This window comes from Leucothrix arctica, from assembly GCF_003172895.1.
GTDB classification, from domain to species: domain Bacteria; phylum Pseudomonadota; class Gammaproteobacteria; order Thiotrichales; family Thiotrichaceae; genus Leucothrix; species Leucothrix arctica.
The window spans coordinates 64,769-85,752 of the sequence record NZ_QGKL01000010.1 but is presented as its reverse complement, the minus strand read 5'-3'; the positions used below and the strand labels follow the sequence as shown (position 1 = coordinate 85,752).

The window sequence follows — 20,984 nt, the reverse complement described above, 5'->3', positions numbered from 1 at the left end:
TGCTACCTTGTCGTCTCTAATATTTTCACAACGAGTTGCTCAAAACTAATACCAACGGCAGCTGCTGCTTTTGGCACTAAGGAATGACTTGTCATGCCTGGCGCCGTATTCAATTCGATCAACCACGCTTGACCCCATCGGTCTTGCATAAGGTCGATTCTTCCCCAACCTGTTGCACCTAGTAAGTCAAATGCTTGCTTAGCCAATACTTGTATTTCTTTCTCAGCCTCTGCTTCTAAGCCACACGGTATTAGGTAACGCGTGTCATCCGACTTATATTTTGCTTCGTAGTCATAAAAAGCACTGTCAGTTTCAACACGAATCACAGGTAACGCTTGCTCACCGACAATCGCGATGGTGTACTCAGTACCCGTCACCCATTGCTCAGCAAATACTGAACAATTGTACTGACTTGCTAATTTATAGGCTTCTGGAAGCTGCTCTGCCTTAGTCACTTTCGTCATACCGACGCTAGAACCTTCATCAGCAGGCTTAACCATCAATGGCAAACCGTATTCAGCAACCACTGCATCAAAATCGGTATCATCAGTTAAAATCGCATAAGCAGGTGTTTTCAAACCACAGCCCGTCCAAATGCGTTTAGTCATCAACTTATCCATACTGATCGCCGACGCCATAACGCCACAACCGGTATAAGGAATTTGTAATAGCTCTAGTGCGCCTTGAAGTACACCATCTTCACCGCCACGACCATGTAATATATTGAATACACGATCAAAACCGCCAGCCTTAAGTACTTCTGCTATATCTCTTCCTGCATCAACGCCATGAGCGTCAACACCTGCAGACACCAATGCTTTAAGTACTTCAGCACCACTATTTAGGGAAACTTCGCGCTCTGCGCTCCAGCCACCCATTACTACTGCAACTTTGCCAAAATCACTCATTATTCGCTCGCCTCAATTGATAGCTGCTCAGGTAACGCGGCTGAAATAGCACCCACACTTCCTGCGCCTAATGTTAGTAACACATCACCATCCTGAAGCTGATGCTTCAAGTTTTCTAAGATATCGTTATTGTCTGCGATAAAGACTGGATCAACCTTGCCGCGGTTGCGTATTGCGCGTGAAAGAGAACGGCCGTCTGCCCCTGGAATCGGCTCTTCACTAGCTGCATAAACATCCAACAATAATAACACATCTGACTCTGAAAGCACCGCTGCAAAGTCTTCAAATAGGTCACGAGTACGCGTAAAACGATGCGGTTGAAACAGTACCACCATGCGGCGATTCGGCCATGCAGTTTTCACCGCTTTCATCGTCGCAGCCATCTCAGTTGGATGATGTCCATAATCATCCACTAACATCACTTTGCCGTTCTCTGTTGCTAGGTCACCATGTACATAAAAGCGACGACCCACACCTTGGAATTTCGCCAAGCCACTTTGAATCGCTTCATCACTGACGCCAACTTCTGCTGCAACAGCAATCGCTGCCAATGCATTTTGGACGTTGTGCTCACCCGGCATGTTTAGCTCAATAGACAACGTCTCTTTGTCTCTGCGCTCAACATCAAAATAACTCTTTGGTCCGTCATAACGAACATTCACTGCGCGAACATCAGCGTCAAAGTGAATACCGTAACTAACAATCGTACGTGACACATCTGGCAAAATTTCACAGACATGCTCATCATCCACACACATTACAGCGATGCCGTAGAAAGGCAGGTGATGTAAAAATTCGACGAAGGTTGATTTCAGCTTTTCAAAATCACCACCGTAAGTGTCCAAGTGATCAGCATCGATATTTGTAACGATCGAGATCATCGGATTAAGCAATAAGAATGACGCATCACTCTCATCCGCTTCTGCAACCAAGTACTCGCCTGTTCCTAAGCGTGAATTACTTGCTGCGCTTTTTAGCTGACCGCCAATAATAAAGGTTGGATCAAGCCCACCTTCCTCTAACAAACTAGTCACTAGACTGGTTGTTGTCGTCTTACCGTGCGTACCTGCCACTGCGATACCGTTACTGAAACGCATAATTTCAGCTAACATTTCTGCGCGCGGTACCACTGGAATGCCATTCGAGCGTGCTTCGATAACTTCTGGGTTATCGTCACTCACTGCTGAAGACGTTACGACTACATTTGAACCATGAACATTTTCAGCGGCATGACCAATGTGAATCTTTACACCAAGATCTTTCAAACGATCAGTCATTGGGCCCTGAGCAATATCAGAACCTGTTACGCGATAGCCAAGATGCGAAATAACTTCCGCAATGCCACCCATACCCGCACCACCGATGCCAACAAAGTGGATCTGTTTGATGCGTCTGCGCGCTAATTCATTCGCTGGCTTCATGCCGTAACTCCAGTGTTAAACGTGTAATTTGCTAGCTCTGCAACGATTGCTGCAACTTCTGCTGTTGCATCAGGCCTTGCTAATTCTTTGGCTTTTTCGCCCATTTGCAGCAAGCGCTCAGGCGACTGTAATAATCGCGTTAGATGCTCTGCTAATGAGGCAGCCGTTAAATCTGTCTGTGGTAACAAAATCGCTGCACCATTCTCAGATAAATACAAACCATTCGCTGTTTGATGATCGTCTACCGCATAAGGGTATGGCACAAGTACCGAAGCCAAACCTGCAACGGCAACCTCTGCCACTGTTAATGCACCTGAGCGACAAATTATTAAGTCAGCCCAACCGTATGCCTCAGCCATATCTTCAATAAAAGGGGTAACCGTTCCTGTTACGCCTGATTTTTCATATTCAGCAATCGTCATTTCATCTTTGTTACGACCCGCTTGATGACGAATCACAGGACGAGTCGCTTCATCTAATAATGAGACTGCTTGCGGCACTGTTTCGTTAAGCGCTTGAGCACCTAAACTGCCACCAATCACTAACAGATTAAAACAACCTTCACGACCCTTCATTCGCTCTGCTGGTGTCGGTAGGCTAGCAATATCTTTACGCACTGGGTTACCCACAGGCACCGACTTAGCTTTTGCCGAGATAAAACTGCCCGGAAAACCCTCCAATACTTTGCGACTCAACTTACTTAACAAGCGATTTGTTAAGCCAGGAATTGCATTTTGTTCGTGAATCACGACAGGTATGCCCATCAATGACGCAACCAAGCCACCCGGCCCTGCAACAAACCCACCCATACCTAATACGGCGACTGGCTTGTGTTTGCGCATAATACCCACTGACTGATAAATCGCTTTAACCAGTTTAAACGGAGCCAACACAAGTGCTGCTGCGCCTTTACCACGTAAACCTGAAACGTCTAACCACGCCATTTCGATACCCGCTTCTGGGATAACGCGTGCCTCTAAACCTTTATGCGTACCCATCCAAATCACAGGAATACCCTGCTCTTGAAGTGCACGAGCAACGGCTAGTCCAGGGTAAACATGTCCACCTGTACCGCCTGCTGTAATCAATACTGGTCGCTTACTTTCCACCGAGCAGACCTCCAAATATTGATGTTGATTTACGCTTTTTCATCGTTTTTGCTCTCTTAGCGGGCACTTTACGTGGCGTTGCTGCTTTATTTCTTTGTTTCTGACGGCTTAACTCTTTCTCAGACAAGCCGAATAGCGCGATTTGTGTATCTCGATGCACTCGCATCAACAAGCCCATCGCGATCATAATACTGAGCAAACTACTACCACCGTAGCTCACGAATGGTAGCGTAAGTCCCTTTGGCGGCAAGATTGCTAGGTTTACACCGATATGGAATAACACCTGAAAACCAATCCAAAAACCGATACCGTAAGCAACATATGCGCCGTAGTGTAGCTTCGCTTTATCTGCATTAAAGCCGATAACAAATGCGCGTTGTACTAACCAACCAAATAGCGCCAGTGTTACCAAAATACCAACGAAGCCAAACTCTTCTGCTAATACTGCAAACACATAGTCATTATGTGCTTCTGGTAGGTAGAATAATTTTTGTACGCTAGCCCCTAAGCCAACACCAAACCAACCACCATCACCAATACCCATTAACGAGTGAACAGTTTGATAACCTTTACCCTGTGCATGCTCCCACGGGTTTAAAAAGGCAATCACTCGCGCCACACGATAACCACCTGCCATTACCATTCCCACCATTGCGACTAGCGCAATCATAAAAATAAACAGCAAGCGATGTAACTTTACACCACCCAAAAATAACAGCGACAAACCGGTTGCCGTTACCATGATGACGCTACCAAAATCAGGCTCTAAGATAAGCAACGTATCGATTATCGCAACCACCATTAGGGGGATGATTAATGGCTTATAAGATTTTGACTCTGCAAGCGCTTTACCATGTCGAACCAAATAGCCCGCCATGTACAAAATCACACTCACCTTAGTGATTTCAGACACCTGAATTGATACAGGGCCAAAACCTAACCAACGTGAAGCGCCGTTCACTTCTTTCCCGACTATCAATACAGCGACTAGCATCAGAAAGATCGGTATTAAAATAGCGGGGCCAGTACTTTGCCAGACCGTCATACGGAACTGGTAAACCACATAAGCCGACAGGCAACCCAGCGCCAAAAACACCATTTGACGATTCAAGTAAAAGAATGCCGAACCATTATTTTTCTCAGCAATAGCGATAGATGCTGAGGTCATTACAACCGTTCCAAACCCTATCAATAGAAGCAAATTGATCAGCAATGCACGATCAACGTAGCGCTCCCACTCAGGGTAAAAATCAGCAAGAATACGCTTTAGCATTGAAGTTCCTTCTTCACCGTGTCTATAAAGACATCACCGCGATTTTCGTAACTAGTAAACATGTCAAAACTTGCGCATGCAGGTGAAAGTAAAATGTTGTCACCGATATTTGCTAACTGATGTGCCTGTTTAACCGCACACGTCATATCTGTTGCAAAAACAATAGGAATATCGCCTTTCAGTGCTAATGCAATCTGCTCTGCATCTTCACCGAATAGCACCACTGCTCTTGCATAATCTTGTACTACATTAGCTAACGGCGTGAAATCGGCGCCCTTGCCCTGCCCACCCGCAATTAAAACTGTCTTATTTGGAAGACCTTGTAATGCAGCTACAGTCGCTCCAACATTGGTTCCTTTTGAATCGTTAAACCAGTTGATACCGTTACTTTCTGCAACCCACTGTGTGCGATGCGGTAAACCTGCAAAGGCACGTAATACTTGTAAGCATGGCTTAAGTGGCAAACCTGCCGCTTCTGCCAATGCAAGCGCTGCCAATGCATTTGTTTCGTTATGACTACCGGCAACTTTCATATCAGCCGTCGATAATAATTTTTTCTCGCCTTTAGCTAACCACTTGACGCCATCAGTAATAACTAAACCGTAGTTATCTCCAGTCGGAGCATCTGCTCCAAATGTGATTGCATAAGCATCATTCGCCAACGTCACGACTAACTCATCATCACGGTTAACAATCTTGTTTTGGCAACGATCATAAATCTTCGCTTTAGCGGCAGCGTAAAGATCCATTCGACCCGAGTAGCGATCCAAATGGTCTTCAGAAACATTCAAGATGCTCGCTGCTTTGCACTTTAAGCTATGCGTTGTTTCAAGCTGAAAACTAGACAACTCCAATACATATAACTCAGTGCTTTTTTGCGTCAGTAACTCTAGTGCTGGCATACCGATGTTTCCACCAGTCCCTGCTTTTACGTTCGCTTGTTTCGCCATAAGGCTTAGTAAGGTAGCAACTGTCGTTTTACCGTTTGACCCTGTTACTGCAACAATTGGCTTCTTAGCTTCGCGAGCAAACAGCTCGATATCGCCAATCACTTCAATCCCTAAAGAGCGCGCCTTTTCAATCTCTGGTGTCGCCAAAGCAATACCAGGACTAGCAATGATTCTAGTCGCAGCACACATAACGTCAGCGTTTAAGCTACCGAAGTAACATGCCGTCTCTGGGAATTCACTCAGTAACTCATCTACATTTGGTGGTGTTTCACGAGAGTCCATGACCGCAAAACTCACACCTTGTGCCGATAAAAAACGCGCAACCGATAGCCCAGTCTTACCAAGACCGAGTACCAATGTATGCCAATTTACCTGCTCAAACTGCTTCATGTTTTAACGTACCTTTAGGGTTGCTAAACCAACCAAAACTAGAACAATCGTGATAATCCAGAAACGAACAATAACCTTCGGCTCTGCCCAACCTTTTAACTCGAAATGATGATGAATAGGTGCCATGCGGAAAATACGTTTTCCTGTCATTTTGAATGAAGCCACCTGCAATATCACAGACACTGCTTCCATTACAAAAACACCACCCATAATCGCTAGCACCACTTCTTGACGCACGATCACGGCAACAATACCAAGACCTGCACCTAGCGCTAACGCACCTACATCACCCATAAATACTTGTGCTGGGTATGTGTTAAACCATAAGAAACCTAAGCCAGCACCAAAGATCGTGCCGCAAAAGATAACCATCTCACCGACGCCTGCGATGTATGGAATGCCTAAGTAGCCAGCGAACACACTGTTACCACTCAAGTAAGCAAAAACACCCAAACCTGCTGCAACCAAGATCGTTGGCATAATCGCCAAACCATCTAAGCCATCTGTTAGATTTACTGCATTACTAGAGCCAACAATTACCAAATAAGCCCAAGGAATGAAGAAAATACCCATGTTAAAAAATGCATCTTTAAACACAGGAATATAAAGCGTTGTCTCTGTCTCTGTTGGCGCTAGTACATACAGTACTGTGACACCAATGAAAGCAATCAGAGAAAGACCAAGGTACTTCCAACGTGCTGACAAACCTTTACTGTTCTGATACTTCAACTTTAAGTAGTCATCTAGACCACCAACCACACCAGAGCCTAGTGTTACGAACAGTGTTACCCAAATGTAGTAGTTACTTAGGTCACCCCATAACAGCGTTGAAACACCAATCGCTAGTAGGATTAACGCGCCACCCATCGTTGGTGTGCCCGCTTTAACCAAATGCGTTTGTGGGCCATCATCACGAATGCTTTGACCAATTTTAAGTTCCGTCAAACGACGAATCATCAATGGGCCCATCGTCAGACTAAGGCTTAGCGCTGTTAAGACACCTAAAATCCCGCGTAACGTAAGGTATTGAAAGACAGCAAAGAAACTAAAGTATTCCGCCAACCAACCAAAAAGAAGAACTAGCATGTGATAGCTGCCTCTTGGGTTGCTTCCGTTACTTCTAATGCTTCGATCACTCGCTCCATGCGCATGCTGCGAGATCCTTTCACCAATACCGTCATATTATTATTCATTTCTTGTTTTAAGTTTTCCAAGAGCGGTTCTAGCTCAGCAAAGTACTGTGCATTTTCCCCGAACGCCTTGGCTGTTTCTGCCGTGTACTGTCCCAAGCAAAACACTTGGTCAATATTTTTTGCACGCGCATACTCACCAATCTCTTGGTGTAACTCAATCGCATTTTCACCTAGTTCGCCCATATCACCCAAGACCAATATCCTTTCGCCTTGACTGAAACTAGACAGCACATCAATCGCTGCCTTTGCTGATGATGGGTTTGCGTTATACGTATCGTTAATTAAGCGCGAACCCTGTTGCCCATTTACCGAAGCTAAACGACCTTTTACCGGTTGAACTGCTTCCAACCCTTGCTTAATTTCAGCAAGTGTCGCACCAACGGCTATTGCCGCACTCGCCGCTGCCAAAGCATTGCGAGCGTTGTGGAGGCCTAACAAGCGTAATGTAATTTCTATAGACTCATCGTCTGTAGAAAGTACCAACGTCCCTGTTGGTGAGACCTCTCCATGTACTGTAGCGGCATTGTCGATACCGAAACTGATCACACGTCGCTCTGTATTGCATGACATCCAAAAGTCAGCATAAGTATCGTCGGCATTAATCACCGCAACACCCGTCGCTGTTAACCCGTGGAATATCTCTGCTTTAGCGCGTGATACACCTTCAATGCTGCCAAACCCTTCAAGATGCGATGCCCCTGCATTATTCAGGATAGCCACATCAGGCTTAGAAATTTGAGTTAAAAATTCTATTTCACCGAAATGGTTAGCGCCCATTTCAATCACAGCAAAGTCATGCTGCTCACGAAGTCGTAACAACGTTAGCGGCATGCCTAGGTCATTGTTTAAGTTACCCATTGTCGCTAGTACTTCGCCTTTAACGCTCAAGACTTCACTTAGCATTTCTTTAACTGTCGTCTTACCGTTGCTGCCCGTCAAACCTACTAAAGGCTTTTTGAACTGCTGACGCCAAGCGGCTGCGAAATCAGCTAAACCTTTGCGCGTATCCTGCACAACGATTTGCGGTAAATCACAGTCTATTTTCTTATGTACAAGTGCCGCGCCTGCTTTACCTGCAAGACCTTCAACGAAGTCATGTGCATCAAAACGCTCACCGGCTATCGCAATAAATAACTGATCTTGCCCAACAGTCCGTGAGTCAGTCGCAACAGAGTCGATACAGGTATCTTCGCCGTGTAACTCGCCATTCGCCATTACAGCTATTTCAGAAAGCATCCAAGTCATGCTATCGCTCCCTTTAATGAATCACGAATCTTTTCACGATCATCAAATGGCAACTCAGTACCATTAATGATCTGCACTTGCTCATGACCTTTACCAGCCACCAACACAACATCACCGGCTTGCGCTTGCTCAACAGCAAGTTGAATAGCCGCTTCACGGTCATGCTCAATAAATACTTTTTCAGGCTGTTTAAAACCTGCAATAACGTCAGCCATAATTGACTCAGGGTCTTCTGAACGAGGGTTATCGTCTGTTGCAATCACAACATCAGCCAAACACTCAGCCACTTCTGCCATCAAAGGACGCTTGCCCTTATCACGGTCACCACCACAGCCAAACACACAAATTAGTTTGCCCGAGCAATGCACTCGTAACGCACCTAACACAGAGCTTAGTGCGCCCGGCGTATGTGCATAATCAACCACGGTTAAAAAGTCCTGAGACTGATCAGTCGTGACTTTCTCAATACGTCCTGGCACAGTATGTAGCGCTTCTAACGCTGCAACCGCATCTGCTGCTGTGTAATCTAGTGCGATCAATGCACCTGTTACCGCCAACAAATTACTCAGATTAAAGTCACCTAATACACCCACTCGAAGTGAGTACTGCTGACCTTGCCAATGAATACTTGCACTTAAACCGTTATGGTCATAACTCGCACCCGTTGCAACTAATGTTGTTTCAGAGAAGTCGCTTGGCTGACCAATTGCGTAGCCAATTACTTTCGTCTCAGATCCAACCAATTCAGCCGCTAGCTTCACACCAAACGCATCGTTTAAGTTAACGACCGCAGACTTTGGTGAGTGCTCTAAAAATAGTTTTGCCTTGGCATCCGCATACGCTTCGACCGTCCCATGATAATCAAGATGATCACGGGTTAAATTTGTCAACACAGCCACATCAAAACCAACACCCGCTACGCGTTGCTGGTCAAGAGCATGTGAAGAGACCTCCATCGCCACACAGCGACTCCCTCGCTTACTGAGGCGTTGGAGACTTTCATGAACAGTAATAACATCAGGAGTGGTATGCGTCGCTTTTTCTAAAGCGTTGGGGTTACCAATCCCTAGCGTTCCTATCACAGCACACGACCCACCACAAGCATTCATTGCTTGTGCTAAAAAGTGGCTTACAGAGGTTTTTCCATCGGTCCCTGTTATTCCGACAATCTGCAGTTGCTGACTCGGATAGTCATAAAGACGGGCTGCAATTCCGCCTAGGCTTGCTGGTAAATCTTTTATCGCAATCACCGGAATCGTTAACTCAGGCACTTCAACAAACTCGTTAAACTCCCAAATTATCGCTACTGCACCTAAGCTTTGTGCCTTTAGTGCGTAACTTAAACCGTGCTGCTGTGTACCTTGCAAAGCTACAAACAAACAACCTACTGTTACTTTTCGGCTATCTAATGCCATTGACGTAACCTGAGTTTCATCAACACTAGACGACACACCACTAACACCTTCTAGTAAGTAACTTAGAGAGCAACTCATCAAGATGCTCCCTTTTTAACACTGACAGCAATTTGCTCTTTACTTAAATTATCCGGTGGGATATCCAAAATACGCAAACTGCTAGACATAATTTTTGAGAACATCGGCGCAACCAAACGGCCACCCGTAGCTCTTTCAACTCTTGGTTCATCAACGGTTACTGCAACGATCAAACGAGGATTGCTTGCAGGTGCAAGACCAATAAAGCTCACTACTCGACGGTCTGTACGGTATTTTTTATTAATGTACTTGTAGGCTGTTCCTGTTTTACCGGCAACCGTATAGCCTTCGATCATTGCACGACGCCCTGTTGCACCTTCTTTTACAACAGCCGTCATCATTCTTAGTACTGCATCTGCATTTTCAGCCTTCATCACCTCAGTACCTTGAGGTCGTTCACTAAGCTTAAACAGTGTCGACGGGAACATCACACCCTGATTTGCAAAAACAGTGTAAGCCTGAGCCAACTGCAGCAAACTAATTGAAACGCCGTAACCGTAACCATGTGAAGCACGGTCAACCTCGCCCCAACTATCGTAATAACTTAAGCCACCATTAGTTTCAGATGGCGCACCCGAGTTAGGTCGCATACCAAAACCAACACGGTTTAAAAACTTCCAATGTTCTTTCGCTTCCATCAACAACGCGATCTTACTTGCGCCAACGTTACTAGACTTAGCCAACACCATATCTAGTGTCAACGTGCCGAAGTTACGAGGATCTTTAACCGTTACCTTACCTAATTTAATCGTACCCGGTGAGGTATCAATCGACACATTAGGGCCAATGACACGTGCTTCCAAAGCCGCGGCAATAGTTAAAGGCTTAATCGTTGAACCTGGCTCATACGCATCCATCAACGCACGGTTACGATAATTCTCAGCCTTTAGAGAGCCACGTGCGTTTGGATTAAAGCCTGGCATGTTAGCCATTGCTAACACCTCACCCGTCTTCGCATCCAACACAACCACAGAGCCTGCTTTAGCACTCAACTGGTGAACCTGTTCTTTTAATACTTTGTACGCTTGATATTGAATACGGCGATCGATGCTCAACTGAACATCTTGCCCAGGAACCATACGTTCAACCTGCTCAATATCCTCAATCAGACGACCCGCGCCATCTTGAATAACTTTCTTCTCGCCAGACTTACCCGCCAGCAATTCATTTTTTGCAAGCTCCACACCTTCAACACCACTGTCGTCGATATTGGTAAAACCAACAACATGACCGATTGACTCAGCCATAGGGTAAAAGCGTCGATATTCTGATTTAGAACCAACAGCAGGAAGTTTCAACTCATCAACATCTCGACCCAAAGCAGGCGCAGACTGTCTTGCTAGGTAAAGAAATCGTTTACGCTTGTTCGTTGTTAACAGCTTATTCAACTCGCCAGACTTCATATCTAGAAGCTCTTCAAGTCTAATAAGGTTTACATCTAAGTTGTCCAGGTCATCCTGTGCTTCTGCCGCTTCTTCTGCGTCATCACTTTTAGATAATTTCACTAAAGCCGCGCGTGCACCGAAGAATTTAACAGGGTCACACCAAATAGACTCAACAGGTGAGCTAATTGCCAACGCTTCATTATTGCGGTCAACAATCATGCCGCGATAAGGAGGGATTCGCATGGTACGCATCTGGCGCTTATCCGCTTGAACCTGCAACCACTCCTGCTGGAAAATCTCTATATAACCGGCACGAAACAGCAGCACGACCATACCGGCGAGCAAAAATAGCAACAAAGCCAAACGCCTCCCCCTATAAACGGGCGAAGCTAGTGCTGTATGTTTAGCGCGACGAGTCACTCTTTAATAATCCTTATATCTACTGCACGAGGGATGTGCATTCCTAGTTCACGACGCGCCTGTGCTTCCACACGCACCTCATTTAAATCAGTACCTTGCTGTAACTTCAACTGACTCCATTCAGCAGTCAAAACGTTACGCTGTTGTTGCGACTCTTGAGACTCAACGAATAATGTACGTGTGTAGTTACGCTGAGTAACCACTTGAATAGCTGTAAACATCACGCCTACATACAAACCCAATAACACATACAGTTTCCAATGCCTCATGCCTTCCTCTCTAAAATTCTCATTACCGAACTACGTGACCGGATATTCTCTGATACTTCATCCGTGCTCGGCTTTATTGCTTTTCCTATCGTACGAAATGGTAGCTCGATATCACTTTCTAGAATTGGCAGCCCTCTCGGAACTGGCTTTGGCGTTGACTGTGCCTTGAAGTAACGTTTAACCATTCGGTCTTCTAAAGAATGAAAACTTATAACAACCATGCGACCATTCATTACCAACGCTTTAGCACCGTCTTCTAAACACTTCTCCAAATCCGCTAACTCTTGATTAATGAAAATTCTAATCGCCTGAAAGCTTTTTGTTGCTGGATTCTTTTTCCCATGAAATTTACGAGGTACCGCACCAGCGATTAACTTAGCCAGTTGCATAGTTGTTACTAACGGTTCTGTCTCGCGAGTTTCAATAATCTGTCGAACAATACGGCGAGCAAAACGTTCATCCCCGTACTTCCACAACACATCCATAATTTCCGTGTCTTTCGCCGTCGCTAACCACTCTGCAGCTGACATACCTTGCTCAGGATTCATTCGCATATCCAACGCACCATCACGTTGAAAACTAAAACCACGCGTTCCATCATCAATCTGTGGTGATGAAACACCTAAATCCAACAACACACCGTCCACCTCCTGTGGCCACCCTGCATCTGCTAGCGCCTGATCAAACTCCGCAAACGAACCATGGTAAATACTTACTCGTGGATCATCGCCGTATAATTCTTTTGCAACTGCTATAGCCTGCGGGTCTTTATCTACAACTAGCAAGCGCCCCTCTGCTCCTAATTGCTCAATAATTTTTCGTGTGTGCCCGCCCCGGCCAAACGTACCATCGATGTAAATCCCATCAGGCTTTACTGATAGTGCGTCGACGGCTGCATCTAGCAACACCGTCACATGTTGAAAGTCATCAGCCATGTAACCTATTTCCTGCTTTAAAGTGAGAATTGATCCAAAACGTTATCGTCGTCAGAATCTTCTTGAGCTTCAGTAAGCCATATGTCTCGTTGCGACAACCATGTTTCCTCACTCCACAATTCAAATTTATTAGCTTGTCCAACTAATACCACTGGCTTATCAACACCAGCGTATTCCCGTAAGGGAGCAGACAACCGAATTCGTCCTTGCGTGTCTAACTCAACCTCAGAAGCATGACCCAACACCAGACGCTGCATGTTTCGTACTCTTCTGTTGCTGTTCGGTAAACGCATAAGCTTTCGCTCAACGTTTTCCCATTCATCCATGGCATAAATCAGTAAGCAGCGATCTGTGTGATCCACTGTTACAATCATTTGGCCTGTTGAACTTGACTGAATCGACTCACGGTAACGCGAAGGGATCGCGATGCGCCCTTTCGTATCAACATTGAGATTGGATATTCCACGAAACATTGTGTTGTTTTCCGATTCAGCGGGAGTTTCAAGTAGAGGAAAACCACAATTCCCCACATAACTCCACTTTTTGCCAATATAGCTACCTAAGCCCCACAGGTCAACACTGTTTTTCTAAAAAACATCTATAAAAGACAAATACTTAGGGGAAAAAAGAGACAAGAAAACTGAATGAAAATGAGATTGTTTTTAATAAACATAATAGTGTTGGGGCTATTTAAGGACGCACATTACGCTAAACAGCTAAACTATTGATTTATATAAAAATGGCGACTTTTTAGAACAAAAAGTCGCCATTTCAAAAGAAGTAAGTCGAGTTAGCCGATAAGCCGGGTTCTGTCTTGGACAATCATTCATCTGAGTATACGTCGCCGCATACTTCAAGCAACCTACCCGGGTACAACGCGGGTCGCGCCATAGTACCCCTATTTGGTCTTGCTCCGGACGGGGTTTACCTTGCCACAAACTGTTGCCAGCTGTGCGGTGCGCTCTTACCGCACCCTTTCACCCTTACCACTTACGTGGCGGTCTTCTCTCTGCTGCACTTGCCGTCAGCTCACGCTGCCCAGAAGTTATCTGGCGTCCTACCCTATGGAGCCCGGACTTTCCTCCCAATCTAGGCTGAAACCTAAATTGCGCGATTGTCTGGCCAACTCGACGCGGGATACTAACAAAGAAGACTGATGCATCATAGCTCTTTCAGCGCCATTGCCTTTTTATAACAGGCGTTTTTGTTTTCACCGGTGATTTTGGACGCTAAACCAGCACTTTGCTTGACTGATAGCTCAGCCATCAACAGCTTCAATAACGGCTCCAATGCCATGCCCGATGTTTCTTCGGTGGGGAGCGCGCCCTGAATCATCAACACAAACTCACCTTTTTGATGATTTGAGTCAGATTCTAACCAATCTAGTAACTCTGTAGCGGTTCCCGCGAATGACTGTTCAAACAACTTTGTTAGTTCACGACACACTACAACCTGCCGATCTAGCTCAATAATATCGATCAAGTCACGCACACTCGCCACTATGCGATGACTTGACTCGTAATAAACTTGAGTACACGTTTGCTGCGTCGCCTTTTGATACATCTGCTTACGACCAACCGTCTTAGCAGGCAAGAAACCTTCAAAGACAAAACGGTCAGTCGCCAAGCCAGCAACTGACAAAGCCGCGATAATGGCGCTTGCACCTGGGATTGGGACAACTTTGACACCCTCTTTACGCAGATGCTGCACAAGATGATAACCAGGGTCACTAATTAATGGCGTACCGGCATCACTTATAAGGGCCAAGCTCTCACCCGCTTTCAACCACTCTGTCAACTGGCCAAGCTTATCTCGCTCATTATGGTCATGTATCGCCACAAGCGTTTGCTGAATACCAAAATGAGTTAATAAGCGTCGGCTATTACGCGTATCCTCAGCGCACACTTTATCTACACCAGACAATACTTCTATTGCACGATGCGTCATATCACCCAAGTTACCGATAGGAGTCGCTACTATATATAAAGTGCCGGCTTCGATTTGCATACCATATTTCCTGTCAAAAGTGTCTGGCGTAGCGTCACATGCTAAGGTATTTAACACTATAAAAATAAACGACGTACACCCATGAACGAGCAGCAATATACACCAAAAACCACTGCCGCTGCGACCACTCGCCAACTTAAAGGCGAGTCACAAGAGCAGCGAGCGTGTGAATACTTACAAGCACAAGGACTCACGCTGATCACCCAGAACTTTAGCTGCCGCATGGGCGAGATTGATCTCATTATGCAGCAGGGTGAAAGCTTAGTATTTATAGAAGTGCGATTTAGACGGAATAAAGACTTTGGAGGGGCGGCAGCGAGCGTTACCCGAAGTAAGCAACGAAAGATCATTCGTACTGCACTTTTTTACCATCAAAAGTATGCGCCAAAGAGTTGTATGCGTTTTGACGTTGTCGCCATCGAGGGTGATAATGAAATTAATTGGATCCCTAGCGCATTTGATGGCTTTTAGGGCTACTCACCACTTACAACATAGTCGAACCAAACATGTCATTCAATCACAGCAGCTTAGTTGGTTTCTTTCGGGAAGCCGCTCCCTACATTCACATGCATCGGGGAAAAACGTTCGTTATCGCCATTTCGGGCAGCATTTTACAACATGACGCGATTCGTAAGCTGCTTAGTGATGTAGCCCTACTGTCAACACTTGGGGCTCGCATCATTCTCGTTCACGGTGCACGCGCACAGATTGAGGCACAGCTAACTGCTCATAAACACCAAGGTATCATTCACAACGGCTTGCGGATTACCGACGACAAGACACTTGAGCTATCCAAGGCTGCGATTGGTGCGGCAAGGCTCGAAATTGAAAACCATCTAAACCGAGCATTAAACCGACCACCTATTGTTAACAACAGCCTAGGTATTATCTCTGGGAACTTCTTAACCGCAAAACCGGTTGGTGTTATTGATGGCTTTGACCATCTGCATACTGGAAAAGTACGTAAAGTTAACGAGCTACAACTTGAGCAATTACTGGAAAACGGCAATATCGTATTACTCTCGCCATTGGGCTATTCCCCTACGGGACAAATTTATAACTTACGGTTTGAAGAAGTCGCGGGCTTTACTGCCAGCAAGCTTAAAGCGGACAAGCTTATTTTCATTCACGACAAAACAAACTTGCCTGAACTACCCGAAGAGCTAAATCTAAAGAAGCTGGATGAAATCAAAAGCACCTCTAATGAACAGATGTTCCAAGAAATCAGCCACGCCATGCGCAATGGTGTTGAGCGCGCCCATTTGATCGCAGCTGATACAGATGGCGGGTTACTGCTTGAGCTATATACCCGCGATGGTACTGGCACCATGATTGACAACAGTCAGTATGACGAGCCAAGAGAAGCTAGTATCGATGATGTACAAGGAATTTTGGACCTGATTCGGCCACTAGAAGATCAAGGTATTTTAACCAAACGATCAAGGGAACAAGTAGAGCTTGATATTGCAAACTTCAGCATTATTGAGCGTGATGGGAAAGTAATCGGCTGCGCAGCGCTATACATCATTGAAGAAAACAGGTCCGCAGAGTTAGCTTGTTTAGCAATACACAAGGATTACAGATCAGGACAAAGAGGAATAAAACTAGTCAGCCATATTATAGCACTGGCTAAAAAAGCAAACGTTAAAAAGCTAATATGCCTTACCACACAATCAATAGATTGGTTTAAAGAACGTGGCTTTGTGTCAGATAGTATAGAGAACCTTCCATCACACAAAAAGGCCCTCTATAACTCCAGTAGAAAATCTAAAGTAATGTCTAGAAACATATGACTCTTACAAAAAATTATCGTCTGCCATTCAGATTAACATAAGCTTCGCGTAGCCTATGAACATTTGCTTTTAAGTAAGCAGGACTTAAACGTTGATTCTCATAAAAATCATCTTTGAGATTTTTATGAGATGCTGGGTTCTGAAGCTTATTTAAACGAATAGGGTTACCGCCACTCACTAAAGGGTCTTTAATAGTTGAACCTTGACTATAAGACCAGTGCTCATTACCTCTTACGAGTAAAGCCCCACGTTTGAAGTCTTTTCTCGGTGTCAAAGGTAGGGTAAGTTGAAGCCCTGCCTCAATATTATCTGTATCAAGATATTTAACGTAGCTAGAAACATCTGCGGCACCAAATTGTCGAGTAAGGTCTAACCTAATTCCGGTATCTTCTTCAAAGAACTTACCATAACCAAGCTCTACACTCGCCGCATACTTCGGAAAATCCTGTCTCACAGAAACCAAACCCACATTAATTAAATCAGAGTCACTATCATCCTTTGATTCAAAAGTAGCGGCTTTGGCATATATCCCCGAATTTCCTGAACTTGACGTCAAACTAGCTTCTGATTGCAAGGTATAGTACATATCGTTTTGTACTTCCAATACTCCTGCACTACCAGCAACAACAGAAGTACTTGAAGGTTTAATCACCTGCTGAATCAAAGCTTCATTTAAACCTGACTGTTGGCGCGACTGGGCAAAGACACGCCCATCATCAAACAGAGTACTATTTGAAACTGGAGCAGAGCCTGCAACATGCAAACTAGCACCACGCCACAAAGGCACATCAAGATCAGCTCTTGCAGCCAATGAGTATTCACCCTCAGACCACTCATGACCTATAACAGTCTTCACCTTAGGTTGAATGCTTATATCAAACCAAGTTTTATTTTTTGAAGCCATACCCTCAAGCCACTGAACGCGCTTAGGCGATAAAAATGCCTGCGTTGGGTACCAAACCCGTAACCGATCTGTAAACCGCGCCCTGCTCTTTAGATCATTTTTAACAAAATAATCCTTAAGCGTCACCAATGGAAATCGCACTGCAAGCTTCGCAAGCTGATTATCGAGTACAACCAAATTAATCATTGTATCGTGCTTAACATACCTAAGCGCCGCTCCAGCAACCAAGGCCATACCATCTAAATAACTATGATTATAAACTTTATTTTCATAGGCAATCACTAACTCACCATTAGCAGTTTTACCCAATGAAATCCTCTCTAAACCATAAGACTTAAGCGTTGCCAGCAATGAACTAAAATCATCACCTTTACTGTCAAAAGATAATGGGGTTTTATTAGAAATTTCATTATTTCGCTTATCTGCTGTTATAGACTTCGACACAGACAATCCAACTACTAACTCGTCATGGTCATCGTTTTCTGAACCAAAAGGCATACTTGCAGTGAAAGCCACGGGTAACTTCAATAACTGGCTAAAATCATACTTTGCACCAAGGTTATACTTATCTGACGCGTACTCTGCCATAACGCTAAAACTATTGGTTACATCATACTTTGCACTTGCAAAAGCACCTTCTAACTCAGGATTATCCCCAGCACCATAACCTATGGAAAAGACACCTTTTCCTAGCTCTTTCGTACCCACAATATATTGACTACGAAAATGAACAGCTTGACCCGCAATGTCATTCGCCCCTATGGCAAAATCTGGCAGACCATAACCAAGCTTAGGTAACTTCACCTTAACATTAGCGGACAAATCTCTTCGTCCTGCATTAATACCGTTATCTTGGACCTGACCAGGATTATAATATTCGGTTAAACGCCCCCCTATTTCTAAAAAAGGCGTTAACCCTATCGTCATAACGTGATTAAAGGTTTCACTGTACTGATCTTTATAAAATTCTTCACCGAAGTTATTGTACTGATAAGCAAATCGCCCTTGCTCCAAGGTATTAGCATTTGGTAAAAACAGGGTACCAGTTGCGCCCGTATAAGTTACATCATCGGCCAAGAGAACATCGCTACTCAGCACCATCATCCCTAGAGTTAGTGAACTCAAATATTTAAAACTCATCTTCCAAATCCCTCGAAAGTTATCTTTTTACAACCAAAAAAGGCAACTCTGTTTCCAGAGCTGCCTTTATTTTTTATACCAAACTAATTGGCATTAGTTACCACCAACACTACCAGTGGTGACTACACATTCTTGCTCAAAGTCAACAACAAGAGGATCAGATGCGGTACCTGGTGTAAATGGTATAACTACCGGTGGGCCAAACGTCACACTATCTGATGCAAAGATATTGTAAGCCGTGTTTTCATCCAAACCAGAAAATGTCAACAAGCCATCGGTATCAGACTGACTCGATGAAACTACACTCTGACCAGCCTCATCAAGTAGATACACCGTTGAATTAGCTACTGCCTGAGGTGCTTGAAATTCATCTAATGACTCATCACGACATGATGTTTCAACCTGAACATTTACATCAACCGTAACGGGGGCGGCTTCGAGAACAACATTTTTTAGAAGCTCAAAATCAGTTGGACAAAAGTTATACCCCACTTCAGGACTATATTCGTTACCGTTAACAGTAAGAATATCAATATCTTCCCCTGATGCTCGGTCATATACTGTCATTTTCACATTCTCTCGCGGAGATCTAATGCTTAATAAAAAGCCATCACCGTTAACCCTTGTAGTACGTGAATAACCCGCATCTAACCTTGTATTTACAGACAATTGGCGGCGATCAACAGCACCGTCTGGCGTCCTAAATACAACAACATTTATGCCAAAGCAGTATGGAACACGAAATGCTAAGCTCCAATAACTAAGGTGAGTTACAGCAAATCTTGCTCTCAGGTTATCACTATCTGCCTCTTCAAAAACATTAGCCTCACCGTCATAGGTCCATTTTGCCGTCTCTTCATCATAGCTCCACACAGGAATTGAATCGCCAATAGCAACCAGTTCGTTAGTATTTGGGTTTATTGTTTCTTTAGATACTAAGGAAGTAAGCAGCAAGCCTTGCTCTTCAACCCCGTCACCATCTATATCCACCCCTGTTGAGCCATCGAACTGAGTAATATCCTTACCCTCAGAATCAGTTACTTCAAGTGATACAAAGCCAGCAGAAATAAAGCCTGTTGTATCTGACTCTTGAGCATCATCAGAAACGATAACCTCAGGTGCCTCAGACTCGTTCTCTAGGCTATCGCCAGCTTCAAGACCACCTGGAAAAGCGTCCAAAGCTACATCTGAAGAGTTTTGATAGACTGCGGCGGTTACAGTAATCTCACCAACAGAGGGCTCTCCGTCCTCTGTCTTTAACTCAACCAACTCAGGAACCAAAATCTCAGCGACCACTGTGCTTTCTTCACCTTCATCTGCCGTCGTCTCTTCAATTCGAGACACACTACCTTGGACTGATACGGCAATACCTTCATCATCAACAACTTCAACAACTTCCTCTACAAAGGGCTGCTCAGTGGCTAATGAAATAACTTCTTCAGTTTCACCTTCATCATTAACCTCAACGATAGCAGCTGTCTCTCCAGCTTCTGGTAAAGCGGTAAGTGTTAACAACTCTTCGACATCAGCTTCTTCACCAAGAATGACTTCTTGAGCTACTTCAACGAAGCCTGGGTCATCTACTGTAACGAGTAAACTACCCGAGCTAACACCATCCGCTAACACAATAGAGACGAAGCCAAATTCATTCGTTGTCAATTCAGCACTAGCATCATCAATAAGACCTAAGTCACGATCATCAACGGATACTATTACTCCTGCTACACCTGCCCCAGTCTCATCTTGCAACCTAAGAGATACCGTTGAAGCTATCTCATCAGGGGTGACTTGCAATACAGCCTGCTGAATTTCTTCAGGATCATTACTACTACTACATCCCCCCAACAGGATAGAACCCGCTAAGAAAAAACCTAATTTATTAAATTTCATTTTAAACCTCATACACCTTTATTAATTACGGACTTATAAGAACACACAATAAAATCACCCTACGAGAATAATTATAACTCCGACCAAAACGCAAAGTACATAACGGGACTGATAATATTTATTATTGATACAACAAACATAAATAACAAGCTAAAAAACCTATTTCAACTCACCAAAAAAACAAACCACCAAGAAATAAACGATTTTTCTCAATAGACAGACACAAGTGGAGAGCAGCCACTATTAAAAATAAACCACT

General features: G+C 44.5%; 17 protein-coding genes and 1 other RNA gene. 2 read left to right on the top strand and 16 right to left on the bottom strand.

Annotated elements, in window-relative coordinates:
• Positions 1 to 2: 2 nt before the first annotated feature.
• The 14 genes from DKT75_RS02710 to rsmI form a co-directional block, all read right to left on the bottom strand.
• Positions 3 to 908 (bottom strand): D-alanine--D-alanine ligase, encoded by a 906-nt coding sequence (locus DKT75_RS02710; protein ID WP_109821894.1) that lies wholly within the window; start codon positions 906 to 908, stop codon positions 3 to 5.
• Positions 908 to 2,329 (bottom strand): UDP-N-acetylmuramate--L-alanine ligase, encoded by a 1,422-nt coding sequence (gene murC, locus DKT75_RS02705; RefSeq protein WP_109821893.1) that lies wholly within the window; start codon positions 2,327 to 2,329, stop codon positions 908 to 910. Before murC ends, DKT75_RS02710 begins: the two co-directional genes overlap by 1 nt.
• A complete protein-coding gene (gene murG, locus DKT75_RS02700; RefSeq protein WP_109821892.1) occupies positions 2,326 to 3,438 on the bottom strand; it encodes an undecaprenyldiphospho-muramoylpentapeptide beta-N-acetylglucosaminyltransferase in 1,113 nt (370 codons plus the stop codon). Before murG ends, murC begins: the two co-directional genes overlap by 4 nt.
• Positions 3,428 to 4,711, bottom strand: coding sequence for a putative lipid II flippase FtsW (gene ftsW, locus DKT75_RS02695; RefSeq protein ID WP_109821891.1), 1,284 nt, complete (start codon positions 4,709 to 4,711; stop codon positions 3,428 to 3,430). The genes murG and ftsW overlap by 11 nt, the downstream gene beginning before the upstream one ends.
• Positions 4,705 to 6,051 carry a UDP-N-acetylmuramoyl-L-alanine--D-glutamate ligase gene (gene murD, locus DKT75_RS02690; RefSeq protein ID WP_109821890.1) on the bottom strand — a complete coding sequence of 449 codons (1,347 nt, stop codon included), beginning with the start codon at positions 6,049 to 6,051 and terminating at the stop codon, positions 4,705 to 4,707. The genes ftsW and murD overlap by 7 nt, the downstream gene beginning before the upstream one ends.
• A 3-nt stretch (positions 6,052 to 6,054) precedes the next feature.
• Positions 6,055 to 7,137: a phospho-N-acetylmuramoyl-pentapeptide-transferase gene (gene mraY / locus DKT75_RS02685; protein WP_109821889.1), complete on the bottom strand. Its 1,083-nt coding sequence runs from the start codon at positions 7,135 to 7,137 to the stop codon at positions 6,055 to 6,057.
• Complete coding sequence (locus DKT75_RS02680; protein ID WP_109821888.1) at positions 7,131 to 8,489, bottom strand: UDP-N-acetylmuramoyl-tripeptide--D-alanyl-D-alanine ligase; 1,359 nt, start codon at positions 8,487 to 8,489, stop codon at positions 7,131 to 7,133. The genes mraY and DKT75_RS02680 overlap by 7 nt, the downstream gene beginning before the upstream one ends.
• Complete coding sequence (locus DKT75_RS02675) at positions 8,486 to 9,982, bottom strand: UDP-N-acetylmuramoyl-L-alanyl-D-glutamate--2,6-diaminopimelate ligase (RefSeq protein ID WP_245923045.1); 1,497 nt, start codon at positions 9,980 to 9,982, stop codon at positions 8,486 to 8,488. The genes DKT75_RS02680 and DKT75_RS02675 overlap by 4 nt, the downstream gene beginning before the upstream one ends.
• The gene (locus DKT75_RS02670; protein WP_245923043.1) at positions 9,982 to 11,787 is read right to left on the bottom strand and encodes a peptidoglycan D,D-transpeptidase FtsI family protein; all 1,806 of its coding nucleotides are present in this window, start codon (positions 11,785 to 11,787) and stop codon (positions 9,982 to 9,984) included. Before DKT75_RS02670 ends, DKT75_RS02675 begins: the two co-directional genes overlap by 1 nt.
• Entirely contained in the window at positions 11,784 to 12,056 is a 273-nt protein-coding gene (gene ftsL, locus DKT75_RS02665; RefSeq protein WP_109821886.1) for a cell division protein FtsL, read from the bottom strand. The genes DKT75_RS02670 and ftsL overlap by 4 nt, the downstream gene beginning before the upstream one ends.
• Complete coding sequence (gene rsmH, locus DKT75_RS02660) at positions 12,053 to 12,991, bottom strand: 16S rRNA (cytosine(1402)-N(4))-methyltransferase RsmH (protein ID WP_109821885.1); 939 nt, start codon at positions 12,989 to 12,991, stop codon at positions 12,053 to 12,055. The genes ftsL and rsmH overlap by 4 nt, the downstream gene beginning before the upstream one ends.
• Positions 12,992 to 13,008: 17 nt before the next feature.
• Entirely contained in the window at positions 13,009 to 13,464 is a 456-nt protein-coding gene (gene mraZ / locus DKT75_RS02655; RefSeq protein WP_109821884.1) for a division/cell wall cluster transcriptional repressor MraZ, read from the bottom strand.
• Between the two features lie 309 nt (positions 13,465 to 13,773).
• Positions 13,774 to 14,121: RNase P RNA component class A (gene rnpB / locus DKT75_RS02650), an RNA gene on the bottom strand.
• 31 nt (positions 14,122 to 14,152) lie between these two features.
• Positions 14,153 to 14,998, bottom strand: coding sequence for a 16S rRNA (cytidine(1402)-2'-O)-methyltransferase (gene rsmI / locus DKT75_RS02645; protein WP_109821883.1), 846 nt, complete (start codon positions 14,996 to 14,998; stop codon positions 14,153 to 14,155).
• 81 nt (positions 14,999 to 15,079) lie between these two features.
• On the opposite strand from rsmI, the gene DKT75_RS02640 reads away from it, so the two are divergent.
• A complete protein-coding gene (locus DKT75_RS02640; RefSeq protein ID WP_109821882.1) occupies positions 15,080 to 15,469 on the top strand; it encodes a YraN family protein in 390 nt (129 codons plus the stop codon).
• A 35-nt stretch (positions 15,470 to 15,504) separates the two neighbouring features.
• Positions 15,505 to 16,791 carry an amino-acid N-acetyltransferase gene (gene argA, locus DKT75_RS02635; RefSeq protein ID WP_109821881.1) on the top strand — a complete coding sequence of 429 codons (1,287 nt, stop codon included), beginning with the start codon at positions 15,505 to 15,507 and terminating at the stop codon, positions 16,789 to 16,791.
• A 13-nt stretch (positions 16,792 to 16,804) separates the two neighbouring features.
• Here argA and DKT75_RS02630 read toward each other — a convergent pair whose 3' ends face one another.
• The gene (locus DKT75_RS02630) at positions 16,805 to 18,835 is read right to left on the bottom strand and encodes a YjbH domain-containing protein (protein ID WP_109821880.1); all 2,031 of its coding nucleotides are present in this window, start codon (positions 18,833 to 18,835) and stop codon (positions 16,805 to 16,807) included.
• Between the two features lie 93 nt (positions 18,836 to 18,928).
• Complete coding sequence (locus DKT75_RS02625) at positions 18,929 to 20,725, bottom strand: carboxypeptidase-like regulatory domain-containing protein (protein WP_109821879.1); 1,797 nt, start codon at positions 20,723 to 20,725, stop codon at positions 18,929 to 18,931.
• Positions 20,726 to 20,984 lie beyond the last annotated feature (259 nt).

Excerpts from the sequence above, each read along its gene's own strand:
- rsmI (WP_109821883.1), bottom strand. The coding sequence starts at position 14,998 with ATGCAAATCGAAGCCGGCACTTTATATATAGTAGCGACTCCTATCGGT.
- DKT75_RS02630 (WP_109821880.1), bottom strand. The coding sequence starts at position 18,835 with ATGAGTTTTAAATATTTGAGTTCACTAACTCTAGGGATGATGGTGCTG.
- DKT75_RS02675 (WP_245923045.1), bottom strand. The coding sequence starts at position 9,982 with ATGAGTTGCTCTCTAAGTTACTTACTAGAAGGTGTTAGTGGTGTGTCG.
- DKT75_RS02625 (WP_109821879.1), bottom strand. The coding sequence starts at position 20,725 with ATGAAATTTAATAAATTAGGTTTTTTCTTAGCGGGTTCTATCCTGTTG.
- DKT75_RS02680 (WP_109821888.1), bottom strand. The coding sequence starts at position 8,489 with ATGACTTGGATGCTTTCTGAAATAGCTGTAATGGCGAATGGCGAGTTA.
- DKT75_RS02710 (WP_109821894.1), bottom strand. The coding sequence starts at position 908 with ATGAGTGATTTTGGCAAAGTTGCAGTAGTAATGGGTGGCTGGAGCGCA.
- ftsW (WP_109821891.1), bottom strand. The coding sequence starts at position 4,711 with ATGCTAAAGCGTATTCTTGCTGATTTTTACCCTGAGTGGGAGCGCTAC.
- ftsL (WP_109821886.1), bottom strand. The coding sequence starts at position 12,056 with ATGAGGCATTGGAAACTGTATGTGTTATTGGGTTTGTATGTAGGCGTG.
- mraY (WP_109821889.1), bottom strand. The coding sequence starts at position 7,137 with ATGCTAGTTCTTCTTTTTGGTTGGTTGGCGGAATACTTTAGTTTCTTT.
- murD (WP_109821890.1), bottom strand. The coding sequence starts at position 6,051 with ATGAAGCAGTTTGAGCAGGTAAATTGGCATACATTGGTACTCGGTCTT.
- mraZ (WP_109821884.1), bottom strand. The coding sequence starts at position 13,464 with ATGTTTCGTGGAATATCCAATCTCAATGTTGATACGAAAGGGCGCATC.
- rsmH (WP_109821885.1), bottom strand. The coding sequence starts at position 12,991 with ATGGCTGATGACTTTCAACATGTGACGGTGTTGCTAGATGCAGCCGTC.
- DKT75_RS02640 (WP_109821882.1), top strand. The coding sequence starts at position 15,080 with ATGAACGAGCAGCAATATACACCAAAAACCACTGCCGCTGCGACCACT.
- argA (WP_109821881.1), top strand. The coding sequence starts at position 15,505 with ATGTCATTCAATCACAGCAGCTTAGTTGGTTTCTTTCGGGAAGCCGCT.
- murC (WP_109821893.1), bottom strand. The coding sequence starts at position 2,329 with ATGAAGCCAGCGAATGAATTAGCGCGCAGACGCATCAAACAGATCCAC.